We start from the raw sequence: 14,208 nt of genomic DNA, 5'->3' as shown, positions 1-14,208 counted from the left end.
CCAGGTAGTCCTAATGTCCGATCGCAGTGCTCGCCTACACGTCCTCAAGCAAGCCCTCAAAGAGCGCATCCTGATTCTCGATGGCGGCATGGGCACAATGATCCAGAGCTACAAGCTCGAGGAACAGGACTACCGTGGCAAACGCTTTGCCGACTGGCCAAGCGACGTCAAGGGCAACAACGACTTGCTGGTACTGAGCCGCCCGGACGTGATCGGGGCGATCGAGAAGCAATACCTGGATGCCGGCGCCGACATTCTGGAAACCAACACCTTCAACGCCACCCAGGTATCCCAGGCAGATTACGGCATGCAGGGCCTGGCGTACGAGTTAAACGTAGAAGGCGCACGCCTCGCACGCAAGGTGGCGGACGCCAAGACCCTCGAAACCCCGGACAAACCACGTTTTGTCGCCGGTGTCCTGGGCCCGACCAGCCGCACTTGCTCGCTGTCGCCGGACGTGAATAACCCTGGCTACCGCAACGTGACCTTCGATGAACTGGTGGAGAACTACACCGAGGCCACCAAAGGCCTGATCGAAGGCGGCGCCGACCTGATCCTGATCGAAACCATTTTCGACACCTTGAACGCCAAAGCCGCGATCTTTGCCGTGCAAGGTGTGTTCGAGGAAGTCGGTTTCGAGCTGCCGATCATGATCTCCGGGACCATCACCGATGCCTCCGGCCGCACCCTGTCCGGCCAGACCACCGAAGCCTTCTGGAACTCCGTCGCCCACGCCAAGCCGATTTCCGTCGGCCTGAACTGCGCCCTTGGCGCACGTGAGCTGCGTCCGTACCTGGAAGAGCTGTCGAACAAGGCCAGCACCTACGTTTCGGCGCATCCGAACGCCGGCCTGCCGAACGAATTCGGTGAATACGATGAGCTGCCGGTGGAAACCGCCAAGGTCATCGAAGAATTCGCCCAAAGCGGTTTCCTGAACATCGTCGGCGGCTGCTGCGGCACCACGCCGGGGCACATCGAGGCCATCGCCAAAGCGGTCGCCGGTTATGCGCCACGGCAGATTCCGGACATCCCCAAGGCGTGCCGCCTGTCGGGTCTGGAGCCATTCACCATCGATCGCAGCTCGTTGTTCGTCAACGTCGGCGAGCGGACCAACATCACCGGTTCCGCCAAGTTCGCCCGGCTGATCCGTGAAGACAACTACACCGAAGCCCTGGAAGTCGCCCTGCAACAGGTCGAAGCCGGCGCGCAGGTGATCGACATCAACATGGACGAGGGCATGCTCGATTCGAAGAAGGCCATGGTGACCTTCCTCAATCTGATCGCTGGCGAGCCGGACATCTCCCGCGTGCCAATCATGATCGACTCCTCGAAATGGGAAGTGATTGAAGCCGGCCTCAAGTGCATCCAGGGCAAGGGCATCGTCAACTCCATCAGCATGAAGGAAGGCGTCGAGCAGTTCATTCACCACGCCAAACTGTGCAAGCGCTACGGCGCTGCCGTGGTGGTGATGGCCTTCGACGAAGCCGGCCAGGCCGACACCGAAGCGCGCAAGAAAGAAATCTGCAAACGCTCCTACGACATTCTGGTCAACGAAGTCGACTTCCCGCCGGAAGACATCATCTTCGACCCGAACATCTTCGCCGTGGCCACCGGCATCGAAGAGCACAACAACTACGCGGTCGACTTCATCAATGCCTGCGCCTATATCCGTGACGAACTGCCGTACGCGCTGACCTCGGGCGGCGTGTCCAACGTGTCGTTCTCGTTCCGTGGCAACAACCCGGTGCGTGAAGCGATCCACTCGGTGTTCCTGCTGTATGCGATCCGCAACGGCCTGACCATGGGTATCGTCAACGCCGGTCAACTGGAGATCTACGACCAGATTCCGGCTGAATTGCGCGATGCAGTCGAGGACGTGATCCTCAACCGCACCCCGGAAGGCACCGACGCCCTGTTGGCGATTGCCGACAAGTACAAGGGCGATGGCAGCGTCAAGGAAGCCGAGACCGAGGAATGGCGCAGCTGGGACGTCAACAAGCGTCTGGAGCACGCGCTGGTCAAAGGCATCACCACGCACATTGTGGAAGACACCGAAGAATCCCGGCAGTCCTTTGCCCGGCCAATCGAGGTCATCGAAGGCCCGCTGATGTCCGGCATGAACATCGTTGGCGACCTGTTTGGCGCCGGCAAGATGTTCCTGCCGCAGGTGGTGAAATCCGCCCGCGTGATGAAGCAGGCGGTGGCGCACCTGATCCCGTTCATCGAGCTGGAAAAAGGCGACAAACCGGAAGCCAAGGGCAAGATCCTGATGGCCACGGTCAAGGGCGACGTGCACGATATCGGCAAGAACATCGTTGGCGTGGTGCTCGGCTGTAACGGCTACGACATCGTCGACCTCGGCGTGATGGTACCGGCCGAAAAAATCCTGCAAGTGGCCAAAGAGCAGAAGTGCGACATCATCGGCCTGTCCGGTTTGATTACGCCTTCGCTGGACGAGATGGTCCATGTGGCCCGCGAGATGCAGCGCCAGGATTTCCATCTGCCGCTGATGATCGGTGGTGCGACCACTTCCAAGGCCCACACGGCAGTGAAGATCGAACCCAAGTACAGCAACGACGCAGTGGTCTACGTCACCGACGCCTCACGCGCCGTCGGCGTGGCGACACAGTTGCTGTCCAAGGAACTGAAGGCCGGTTTCGTCGAGAGAACCCGCGAGGAATATGTCGAAGTCCGCGAGCGTACGGCTAACCGCAGCGCCCGCACCGAGCGTTTGAGCTACCCGGCGGCAATCGCCAAGAAGCCGCAGTTCGACTGGAGCAGCTATGAGCCCGTCAAGCCAACCTTCACCGGCGCCAAGGTGCTGGACAACATTGATTTGAAGGTGCTGGCCGAGTACATCGACTGGACGCCGTTCTTCATCTCCTGGGACCTGGCCGGTAAATTCCCGCGCATCCTCGAAGACGAAGTGGTCGGTGAAGCCGCCACCGCGCTGTACGCCGACGCTCAGGAAATGCTCGCTAAACTGATCGACGAGAAGCTCATCAGCGCCCGTGCGGTGTTTGGCTTCTGGCCGGCCAATCAGGTGCACGACGATGACCTGGAAGTCTATGGCGACGACGGCAAGCCGTTGGCCCGCTTGCATCACCTGCGCCAGCAGATCATCAAGACCGACGGCAAGCCGAACTTCTCCCTGGCCGACTTCGTCGCACCGAAAGACAGCGGCATTACCGACTACGTAGGTGGTTTCATCACCACCGCCGGGATCGGCGCCGAAGAAGTCGCCAAGGCCTATCAGGACGCTGGCGACGATTACAACTCGATCATGGTCAAGGCACTGGCCGACCGTTTGGCCGAGGCCTGTGCCGAGTGGCTGCACCAGCAGGTTCGTAAAGACTACTGGGGTTATGCCAAGGACGAGACCCTCGACAACGAGGCGCTGATCAAAGAGCAATACACCGGCATCCGCCCTGCCCCCGGCTATCCAGCCTGCCCGGACCACACCGAGAAAGGCACGTTGTTCGCGCTGCTGGATCCTGAGGCCAGCGAAATGCACGCCGGTCGCAGCGGGGTGTTCCTCACCGAGCACTACGCGATGTTCCCGGCCGCCGCCGTCAGCGGCTGGTACTTCGCCCACCCGCAGGCGCAGTACTTTGCCGTGGGCAAGGTCGACAAGGATCAGGTGCAGAGCTACACCGCGCGCAAGGGCCAGGAGCTGAGCGTGAGTGAGCGCTGGTTGGCGCCGAATCTCGGTTACGACAACTAAAGATCAAAAGATCGCAGGCTGCGCCAGCTCCTACGCGGGACACGTCATACGACGTAGGAGCTGCCGCAGGCTGCGATCGTTTGATGTCAATCAGCCGCCAAACGCATCCTTCAGGAAGCCCGGCGCGATATAGCGCTGGTAATGCGCTTCCGACAGCAGGAAGAATTCCCGATCAATGGCATCGCGCAACTCCGGCAGGCTCCAGTCGCGAAACTCCGGCAGCAACACCATCCCGTAGGCTTCCAGATTGTTGATCACCCGCGCGCCCCTGGCGATCAACTGGTACGCCCAGCAATATTCCGACTGATGCGGCACAAAGCGGATTTTTCGCTGCTCCAACTGCTCACGCAGGCGCCGGGGATCGAAAATCTCGAGTTTTCCGGCCATCACTTGCACCAGCAACTGCTCAAGACGCAGCCAGACGGCGCGTTTTTCTTCCTCGTTGTAACCGTTCCAGTGAATCACTTCATGGTGGAAACGCTTGCAGCCACGGCACACCAGATCACCGTAAACAGTGGAACAGAGGCCGACGCAGGGAGTCTTGATGGTTTGATTGGGCATAGGTAGGCAAAACGCGAAAAGCAAAACAGGCCGGCATGTTAGCCCTTTGTCTAACATTCATCACCCCTCAAACTTCAGGGACGAACTTACCTTTAAATTTTTTTTGCCGTAGAATCAGCCAGCCTTTTAAGGCGCCAATGTCCGTTAGAAGCTGTTTTCAAAGCGTCACGAGCACAGTCGTTCCTTCAGAGCGGTGTTGGCGATGAGTATTTCCAGCGGGGAAAAACTCAGCGCCAACCCTCATCAGCTCCGTTCTGCAGGCGTAAAACTTTGAAAGCAGCTTCTGTGAGGAATTCCGGCAACGCAGGCTAAGTGGCTCAAAAAGCCACGGAGCGCTGAGTGCCGTGAGTTTCTGGATGAGCGTCCCGGACACCCATTTGGGACCACTGATGAGGGTAATAACTGTGCTTGAAGCCTACCGCAAACATATCGAAGAGCGTGCAGCACTGGGTATCGTTCCCCAGCCGCTTAACGCCGAACAAACTGCAGGCCTGGTTGAGCTGCTGAAGAATCCTCCCGCTGGCGAAGAAGCTTTCCTCGTTGACCTGATCACCAATCGCATTCCGCCTGGCGTGGACGAAGCCGCCTATGTAAAGGCCGGTTTCCTGTCTGCGTTGGCCAAAGGCGAAGCCACTTCCCCTCTGATCGACAAAAAGCGCGCGGTTGAACTGCTTGGCACCATGCAAGGCGGCTACAACATCGTGACCCTGGTTGACCTGCTCGACTCCGCCGAACTGGCTGCAGTCGCTGCCGCGCAACTCAAGCACACCCTGCTGATGTTCGATGCGTTCCACGACGTCGCGGAAAAAGCCAAGAACGGCAACGTTCACGCTCAAGGCGTACTGCAATCCTGGGCTGACGGCGAGTGGTTCAAGAACCGCCCGGTCCTGGCCGACAAGATCAGCCTGCGCGTATTCAAAGTCACCGGCGAAACCAACACCGACGACCTGTCCCCTGCTCCTGATGCCTGGTCCCGTCCAGACATCCCGCTGCACGCCCTGGCCATGCTGAAAATGGCCCGTGACGGCATCGTGCCGGATGAGCAAGGCGTCACCGGTCCGATGAAGCAGATCGAAGCCATGCGCGGTGAAGGTTTCCCGATCGCCTACGTCGGCGACGTAGTGGGTACCGGTTCTTCGCGTAAATCGGCGACCAACTCGGTGCTGTGGTTCTTCGGCGACGACGTTCCTTACGTACCGAACAAGCGCGCTGGCGGTTTCTGCTTCGGCAGCAAAATCGCTCCGATCTTCTACAACACCATGGAAGATGCCGGCGCACTGCCAATCGAATTCGACGTCACCAACATGAACATGGGCGACGTGATCGACCTGTACCCTCATGCTGGCAAAGTCTGCAAACACGGTACTGATGAAGTCCTGACCACCTTCGAAATGAAGACCCCGGTTCTGTTGGACGAAGTCCGTGCTGGCGGCCGTATCCCGTTGATCATCGGCCGTGGCCTGACCGAGAAGGCGCGTGCCGAGCTGGGTCTGCCACCGTCCGACCTGTTCAAGAAGCCGGAAGCTCCGGCTGAAAGTACCAAGGGCTTCACCCTGGCGCAGAAAATGGTCGGCAAGGCGTGCGGCGTAGCTGGCGTTCGTCCAGGTACTTACTGCGAACCGAAAATGACCACCGTCGGTTCCCAGGACACCACTGGCCCGATGACCCGTGACGAACTGAAAGACCTGGCGTGCCTGGGCTTCTCGACCGATCTGGTAATGCAGTCCTTCTGCCACACCGCGGCCTATCCAAAGCCGATCGACGTCACCACTCACCACACCCTGCCAGACTTCATCATGACCCGCGGCGGCGTTTCCCTGCGTCCGGGCGACGGCATCATCCACAGCTGGCTGAACCGCATGCTGCTGCCGGACACCGTCGGCACCGGTGGCGACTCGCACACCCGTTTCCCGATGGGCATCTCGTTCCCGGCCGGTTCCGGTCTGGTCGCGTTCGCCGCAGCCACTGGCGTGATGCCACTGGACATGCCGGAATCGATCCTGGTGCGCTTCAAAGGCAAAATGCAACCGGGCGTCACCCTGCGTGACCTGGTTCACGCCATTCCTTACTACGCGATCCAGGCTGGCCTGCTGACCGTAGAGAAGAAAGGCAAGAAGAACGCCTTCTCCGGCCGCATCCTGGAAATCGAAGGCCTGGACAACCTGAGCATCGAACAAGCCTTCGAGCTGTCCGACGCCTCGGCCGAACGTTCGGCTGCCGGTTGCACCATCAAGCTGTCGAAAGAATCGATCACCGAGTACCTGAGCTCCAACGTCACCCTGCTGCGCTGGATGATCGGCGAAGGCTACGGCGATGCGCGTACCCTGGAACGTCGTGCTCAAGCGATGGAAGCCTGGATCGCCAACCCTGAGCTGATGGTTGCCGATGCTGATGCCGAATACGCTGAAACCATCGAAATCGACCTGGCCGACATCAAAGAGCCTGTGCTCTGCGCGCCGAACGATCCGGACGACGCCCGTCTGCTGTCCAGCGTTGCTGGCCAGAAGATCGACGAAGTGTTCATCGGTTCGTGCATGACCAACATCGGTCACTTCCGCGCTGCCGGTAAACTGCTGGATCAGGTCAAGGGTCAGCTGCCAACCCGTCTGTGGCTGTCGCCGCCGACCAAGATGGACGCTCACCAACTGACCGAAGAAGGCTACTACGGCATCTACGGCAAGGCTGGCGCGCGCATGGAAATGCCAGGCTGCTCGCTGTGCATGGGTAACCAGGCTCGCGTTGAACCGAACGCCACCGTAGTGTCGACATCGACCCGTAACTTCCCGAACCGCCTGGGCGATGGCGCCAACGTCTACCTGGCTTCGGCCGAGCTGGCGTCGGTGGCTTCGATCCTGGGTCGCCTGCCGACCGTCGAGGAGTACATGGCCTACGCGAAAGAAATCGACACCATGGCCAGCGATGTTTATCGCTACCTGAGTTTCGACCAGATCGCCGAGTTCCGTGAAGCTGCTGCGAATGCCAACATTCCGGTCATTCAAGCCTAACGGTGCAACGCCATAGAAAACGCCGCGCATCGTAAGGTGCGCGGCGTTTTTTTATGCCTGAACGTTCTGCCCTTGCGTCTTGAACGCCTCCTGCACCGCGCCGTCAACGCTCGAACCACTGAGAATGACCTGCGAGCGCTCCGCCTCCGGCAGTGCCGACAACGCCGCTTGCGCCTCATGCTTGAGACGCGCCAGCACCAGGCGCTTGCCTTCGTTGCGTACCCGCAAGAAAAACTCCTGCATTGCCTCGATGCTGGTGCCGTCCAGGTCCGGTGACTCTTCCAGACTGATAATCACCGTATGAATCGGTGTTTCAGCGTGTCTGATCAGTCGTAAAGCACCACCGAGAATCCGCTCGACATTGGCGAAGAACAGCGCTTCGCCCGGTCGGACGATCAGCATTCCCGGCACTGCCTTGGCCAATGGGTGATGCTGCACGTCGACAAAGTCATGCCCTGCGCCGATGTGCCCGAGAATCTGGATATCCGCCGCCGACATTTGCTTGAGCATCAGCAGCACACTGATCGCCACCGCCACCAGCAAACCGTCCAGCACGCCCAGCACCAACACGGCCGCCACGGCGCAGATCACCAGCAGGCGATCACGGCGCCAGACGAAATAACGCCCCAGCGGTTGCAGGCTCAAGCCACGGCCCAGCGCATGCATGACGATCGCGGCCAGTATCGGCTCTGGGGTCAAGGCAATGTAAGGCAGCACCGTCAGGACGATAGCCAGCACCACCAACGCTGCCACGCCACCGGCCAAACGCGAAGTCGCACCGGCGGCCTCATTGGCGGAAGTCGCAGAATACCCGGCCCCCGCCGGCATCCCGTGAAACAACCCGGACAGCAGGTTGGACGCCCCCAACGCCAGCAAATCCCGGTTCGAGGACACCCGATCACCGTGTTTGAGTGCGAAGGAACTGATCGAGCCATAAGACTCCGCATACAGGATCATCACCATGGCAAAACCCAACTCCCCCAGGCGCAACCAGTCGGCAAACGGCAGCACCGGCAGCTTCGGGACTTCCAGACTCAGGTCGATGACGCCGATCAGCTTGACCCCATAGGCCGGCAGGTTCAGCCACTGTCCTGCCGCGATGCCGATCACCACCACCAGCAAGCCACCTGGCAAGCGCCGGAACCGCCCAAACACCCCCAACAATGCCAACGCCACTGCGGCCACACCGGCAGCGGCCCAGTTCCACTGCGGCAATTGCTCCAGCAACTGCGGCAAAAAGCGAATCAGGTTGCCGTCGCTCAGGTGTACGCCCACCACACTGGCAACTTGTTTGAGAATGATCGTCAGCGCCAGGCCAAAGGCAAAGCCGCGCAATACCGGCTTGGCGATGAACGACGTCACACTGCCAAGCTTGAACAACCCGGCCAGCAAAAAGAACGCCCCGGTGACCAGGACCAGCCCAATGGCCAAGCTCGCTCGAAGTTGCGGGTCGCCATTGGCCAGTGTGGCGGTGGCGGCCGCCAGCACGGCGGCTGACGAAGAAGTTGCGGAAACGATGGCAAACCGGCTGGTGCCAAACAGCCCATAGCAGAGCAAACCGGCGAACAGGGCAATAACCCCGGCCTGAGGCGCCAGGGCCGCAATACTCGAATAAGCGACAGCCTCTGGCAGTAACAATCCGGCAATCGACAGCCCGGCCAACAGGTCCTGCCCGCGGTTCGGACGTTCGGTCGTGTTTTCAGGTGGGGCAATCGGAGGTTCAGTCGGCAATCAGGTGTCTCCAGACAAGCGATTCCAAGCCGGCCAGATCATCGACAACGGCACAAAACAGACGGCCCATCACGTTGTTTTGCAGGCACAAGCGTAGCCGTTAATCAACCGCTGGTCACTGCCTGAAAGCCTCGACCAGAGGTTGCGCAGCTGCATTTCCAGCAGCGCCCGGCAACGCGCCCTACCAGATCAGGTAGTTGTCCGTAACCCGAGCGCTTGTTAAAAATCTTCCAACCGTTCAACCCCGAACAGGTTTGTGCTGCCTGACGATTGCACGCTTTTCGAAGTCAATGCTGGAGATGTTGTGATGTCGAGTGACCCTTGGGTGATCAATAACGTATTCAAGCACTACCGGATCTACGTCGACCGAATCGGCAACGACCCACGTCGCAAAACCGTGATGCTGGTCAATGGCGGGCTGGCGACCACCGCGGCGTTCGCCCGAACCAGCAAATGCCTGGCGGAGCATTTCAATGTCGTGCTGTTCGATCTGCCGTTTGCCGGTCAGTCGCGCCCACACAATACAGATCAAGGGTTGGTGAGCAAAGAGGATGAAGTCGGGATTCTACTGGCGCTGATCGAACGCTTTGAGGTCAACCACCTGGTGTCGACCTTCTGGGGTGGCATTTCGACCCTGCTGGCCCTCACGCATAACCCGCCGAGTATCGTCAGTTCGGCGGTCACCTCCTTCGCTCCCGTCCTCAACCGCGCCATGCTCGACTACGTAAAGCGGGCCCAGGAGCTGATTGAACGGGACGACGCGTCAGGTATTGGTCATCTGCTCAACGATACCGTCGGCAAATACCTGCCGCAGCGCTTGAAAGTCGCCAATCACCAGTACATGACTTCGCTGGCCAGTGCCGAATTCCGGCAAGCGCGCTTCCATATCAATCAGGTGCTGCACCTCAAAGGAGGCGGCTATCTGCAGCGCTTCAGCGACATTGCCAGTCCCGTCCATTTCATCAACGGCAGCCGGGACGAATACACCACCGCCGAAAATGCACTGCAATTTCAGCGTTACATTGCTGCTTGCAGCTTTTCAGTGATCGAAGACACCGGGCACTTCCTGGACCTGGAATCGACATGCTCGGCGGCACGGGTGCATCGCGCACTGCTAGGCCATTTGCTCGATCGCCCAGTTGAACCGGTGCAAACGCAACGGTCCAATGTCATCCGGTTCCGCTGCGCCTGAAAACGCTAGAAAGCCGGGCCAGAGCGCTCGCGATGGTCATAAAGGTGTCATTAAACATTGACAGCGAGTCGTCGTGGACTAGATTCCCTCCTGTGCACGGAATCAAGGCGACTGCCATGGAAAGGGATAGAGATTTCATGCACTGGTGGAATGACCTGCGCATGAAAATACTCGAGCAACAGGAAGCGCCTGGGATTTTTGCGCTTCTGGAACAGGAAATTCAGCAACTGGGTTTTGATTACTACGCTTACGGAGTACGCCATTCGATTCCCTTCACCCGACCCAAAACCGAGATCTACGGGTCTTACCCCCAGCAATGGATGGAGCATTACCACCAGCAAAACTATGCCGCGATCGATCCCTCGATCCTCAATGGATTGCGCTCCAACCAACTGATCGTGTGGAACGATGCCCTCTTCCACCGCAGCCCCAACCTATGGCATGAAGCCCAGGACTGGGGTCTGCGCGTCGGGATGACCGTGCCCGCCCACGCGCCGAACAATGCACTGTGCGTGCTCTCGGTTGCACGCGATCAAACGGCCGTTGCCGAGGCGCAGTACGAGGAAATCCGCTTGCGCCTGCGCTGCATCATCGAGCTGGTGAGCGCACGACTCGGCGACATCGCTCACCCTCAGACGCTCGGCGAAACCATCGAGCTCAGCCAACGCGAGCGAGAAATCCTGCAATGGACCGCAGACGGCAAAAGCTCCGGTGAAATTGCGCTGATCCTTGGCATCTCGGTGAATACTGTGAATTTTCATCTGAAGATCGTTCAGAAGAAGTTCGGCGCCTCCAACAAAACCCTGGCTGCCGCCTATGCGGCGGTGCTTGGGCTGATCTGAATCCTCACACCACGATAAGGATATCGCCCCATGATCACCGTGATTACACGACACCATCACGAGCTCTCCCCCAGCCTGCATGACGACCTGGGCCGCTACCGGCACAAGGTTTTCATCAAGCACCTTGGCTGGCAACTCGAGTCCTCCGGCGCGTTGCCAGGGCGCGAATTCGATCAGTTTGACCACAACGAAACGCGCTACATCATCGCCCTTGACCCACAACAACACATCCATGGCTGCGCCCGGCTGTTGCCGACCACTGAGCCGTATCTGCTATGCGAAGAATTTGCCTTTCTCTGCGACCAACCCACACCACGGCGCAACGATGCCTGGGAAATATCGCGTTTTGCCGCCAGTGCGCTCGAACAGGGGAAATTGCCAATGCGGGTGTTCTGGCACAGTTTGAACACGGCCTGGGAGCTGGGTGCAAACGAGGTGGTAGCGGTCACCACCCCGGCACTGGAGCGTTACTTCTTGCGTAATGGCGTGCTGCTGAAACGTCTAGGCCAACCGCAACGGGTGAACCAGGAACAGGTAGTCACCCTGAGCTTTGCGGCATACCAAAAAAACGGCCGCGCCGCGCTTCACGCGCAGTCAGCGGCCGTTACCTCACTGAATCAGGCATTTATACGTAACGGCCCGGCCCGGGTTTTCCGGACCGAGCCGCTACGGACTCAGGCGGTCAGCGAGTAGATCAGCGCCGAAATCGCCACCAGGCCCACCAGCGTCACAAAGACGTTGGAGGCTTGGCCGCGATAACGCGCCATGGCTGGCACCTTGCGGATCGCGTACATCGGCATCAGGAACAGAATCGCGGCGATGACCGGGCCACCGAGAGTTTCGATCATCCCCAGGATGCTCGGGTTCAGCGTGGCGACGATCCAGCAGACCACCAGCATGAACGCGGCGGTCATACGATCCAGGGTCTTCGGCGCCGGACGGCGACCGGTCTTGACGATCAGCCCCTTGAGGCCTTCGCTGGCGCCGATGTAGTGGCCCAGGAACGACTTGGAAATGGCCACGAACGCAATCAAAGGCGCGGCGAACGCGATCGTCGGGTTGCTGAAGTGGTTGGCCAGGTACGACAGGATCGACAGGTTCTGCGCCTTGGCCTCGGCCAGTTGTGCTGGCGACAGGGTCAGCACGCAACTGAAGACGAAGAACAGCACCATCACGACCATCAGGGCGTGAGCGCGAGACAGGATTTGCGAGCTGCGTTCTTCGGCGTGTACGCCATAACGACGCTTCTGGTCCACCGCGAAGGCCGAGATGATCGGCGAGTGGTTGAACGAGAACACCATCACCGGAATCGCCAGCCACAGCGTGTGCAGCAACGCCGAAGGCTCGGGCAAGGTGCTCGCGGTGGCGAGAATGCCGCCGTTCCAGTGCGGAATCAGGAACACTGCCAGAAACAGTAGCGCAACGATGAACGGGTACACCATCAGGCTCATGGCCTTGACGATCATCTGCTCGCCGCAGCGCACCACGGCCAGCAAACCGAGGATCAGCACGAACGACAGAATCGCCCGCGGTGGCGGCATGATGTGCAACTGGTGCTCGAGGAAACTGCCCACGGTGTTGGTCAGGGCAACGCTGTAGATCAGCAGGATCGGGAAGATCGCGAAGAAGTACAGCAAGGTGATCAGGGCGCCGGCCTTGATCCCGAAATGTTCTTCGACGACTTCGGTGATATCTGCCCCCGCGCGACCGGATAACACGAAGCGGGTCAGGCCACGGTGTGCGTAAAAGGTCATGGGGAACGCCAGCAACGCCAGGATCAACAGCGGCCAGAAACCGCCTAGACCTGCGTTGATCGGCAAAAACAGGGTACCCGCACCAATCGCTGTGCCAAACAGGCCCAGCATCCAGGTGGTGTCATGGCGATTCCAACTGCTGAGGCTTGCTGGTGCCGCCGCTTCATAGCGTTCATCAACGCTATTGGCCTGATCATTCATCCGGTCGGATCTCCGCATTCCGGTCACTTGCCACTCGGTCAGGACGAGTCAGAAAAAGCTGACAGGCAGCGCCCTGGCCGAAACAGGGGCGCGATTCTCCGGGATTCATGAGCAGAAGCAAAGACTTAGCTGAGGAACAGTTGTGCGGATCAGATGATCAAAAATGGCTTTTGTCGCCACAGCCCACAAAAACCGCCGCCTGAACGCGTGAAACCCGGAGGATCTGCTTAATGGGGTCACTCAATACGCCAACTGAGTACACTCAAGAAGCGCCTTATGGATCTATTGACATGTTTACTGAACCCACAGCATGATCGGCCCATGAATTTTCTTGCGCTGAACCTCACCCGCACCACCACGACCGCTTCCGGCGGGTCGTACGGTGGCTGGCTGAAATGAATACAGCGCAGTGAACCCAAGGCCCCGCCAGCAATGGACGGGGCCTTTTTTTCTCCGTCCATCTGGCACCACACGGAGAAACACCTATGTCATCGGCACTTCTGATCATCGATATGCAGGTCGGTCTGTTCAACGGCCCGGACAAGCCCCACGACGGCGAACGAGTGCTTGCCAACATCCAGCAACTCATTCGCCAGGCCCGGGCGTGTAAAGTGCCGATTTATGCGGTACGCCACACCGGCCCTCAGGGTTCGCCCATCGAGGCTGGCAGCCCATTCTGGCAATTGCTTCCCGAGCTGGAGCTGGATGCCAATGTCGACACCCTGTTCGATAAAACCCGCCCCAATTGCTTCCTCGGTACTCAACTGGCACAACAGCTCACCGACGCTTCGATAAAGCAATTGTTCATCGTCGGCATGAAAACCCAGTATTGCATCGACAGTACCTGCCGAGCCGCGGCTGAACAGGGCTTTCAAGTTACGCTGGTCGCCGATGCTCACACCTGCATGGACGCTGCGGCGTTATCGGCCAAAATGATCATTGAGCACCACAATGCAACCCTTGGCGGGGCGTTCGTCAAATTACTGAACACTGCGGAGGCCAGGTTCTGACGCGCTCAAAAGATCGCAGCCTGCGGCAGCTCCTACATTGACCACGTTCGCCGCAACGATTGTGATCCCGTAGGAGCTGCCGCAGGCTGCGATCTTTTGATCTTGCTTCTATTACGGGTGATTGCCAAACCGATCCGGAGTCAGCAACCTGAAACAACATTCGATCCCCGACATTCCGTGCCTACAGG

9 protein-coding genes are annotated in these 14,208 nt (G+C 59.2%); 6 read left to right on the top strand and 3 right to left on the bottom strand.

The features are described 5' to 3' along the window. The first annotated feature begins 13 nt into the window (after positions 1-13). Positions 14-3,724, top strand: a complete 3,711-nt coding sequence (gene metH / locus BLL42_RS24775) for a methionine synthase (protein WP_071555063.1) — start codon at positions 14-16, stop codon at positions 3,722-3,724. A gap of 90 nt (positions 3,725-3,814) precedes the next feature. On the opposite strand, the gene BLL42_RS24770 is transcribed toward metH, so the two are convergent. Beyond that, positions 3,815-4,285, bottom strand: coding sequence for a DUF1289 domain-containing protein (locus BLL42_RS24770; protein ID WP_071555061.1), 471 nt, complete (start codon positions 4,283-4,285; stop codon positions 3,815-3,817). Between the two features lie 404 nt (positions 4,286-4,689). On the opposite strand from BLL42_RS24770, the gene acnB reads away from it, so the two are divergent. After that, the gene (gene acnB, locus BLL42_RS24765) at positions 4,690-7,290 is read left to right on the top strand and encodes a bifunctional aconitate hydratase 2/2-methylisocitrate dehydratase (protein ID WP_071555059.1); all 2,601 of its coding nucleotides are present in this window, start codon (positions 4,690-4,692) and stop codon (positions 7,288-7,290) included. A gap of 51 nt (positions 7,291-7,341) precedes the next feature. Here acnB and BLL42_RS24760 read toward each other — a convergent pair whose 3' ends face one another. Further along, positions 7,342-9,021, bottom strand: a complete 1,680-nt coding sequence (locus BLL42_RS24760; RefSeq protein ID WP_071555057.1) for a SulP family inorganic anion transporter — start codon at positions 9,019-9,021, stop codon at positions 7,342-7,344. 307 nt (positions 9,022-9,328) lie between these two features. Here BLL42_RS24760 and BLL42_RS24755 point away from each other — a divergent pair, with 307 nt between their 5' ends. From BLL42_RS24755 to BLL42_RS24745, 3 genes are all read left to right on the top strand, one after another. Continuing rightward, the gene (locus BLL42_RS24755) at positions 9,329-10,213 is read left to right on the top strand and encodes an alpha/beta fold hydrolase (protein ID WP_071555055.1); all 885 of its coding nucleotides are present in this window, start codon (positions 9,329-9,331) and stop codon (positions 10,211-10,213) included. A gap of 116 nt (positions 10,214-10,329) precedes the next feature. After that, complete coding sequence (locus tag BLL42_RS24750; RefSeq protein WP_071555053.1) at positions 10,330-11,055, top strand: autoinducer binding domain-containing protein; 726 nt, start codon at positions 10,330-10,332, stop codon at positions 11,053-11,055. A 30-nt stretch (positions 11,056-11,085) separates the two neighbouring features. Then, a complete protein-coding gene (locus BLL42_RS24745; protein WP_071555051.1) occupies positions 11,086-11,748 on the top strand; it encodes an acyl-homoserine-lactone synthase in 663 nt (220 codons plus the stop codon). Here BLL42_RS24745 and BLL42_RS24740 read toward each other — a convergent pair. Continuing rightward, complete coding sequence (locus tag BLL42_RS24740) at positions 11,730-13,010, bottom strand: serine/threonine transporter (RefSeq protein WP_071555049.1); 1,281 nt, start codon at positions 13,008-13,010, stop codon at positions 11,730-11,732. The genes BLL42_RS24745 and BLL42_RS24740 overlap by 19 nt on opposite strands. A 485-nt stretch (positions 13,011-13,495) precedes the next feature. Here BLL42_RS24740 and BLL42_RS24735 point away from each other — a divergent pair, with 485 nt between their 5' ends. Further along, positions 13,496-14,020, top strand: a complete 525-nt coding sequence (locus tag BLL42_RS24735; protein ID WP_071555048.1) for a cysteine hydrolase family protein — start codon at positions 13,496-13,498, stop codon at positions 14,018-14,020. Positions 14,021-14,208 lie beyond the last annotated feature (188 nt).

Source organism: Pseudomonas frederiksbergensis, assembly GCF_001874645.1.
Lineage (GTDB): Bacteria > Pseudomonadota > Gammaproteobacteria > Pseudomonadales > Pseudomonadaceae > Aquipseudomonas > Aquipseudomonas frederiksbergensis_B.
Note: the sequence above shows the minus strand (reverse complement) of the source record. Positions and strands in the feature narration are given on the sequence as shown.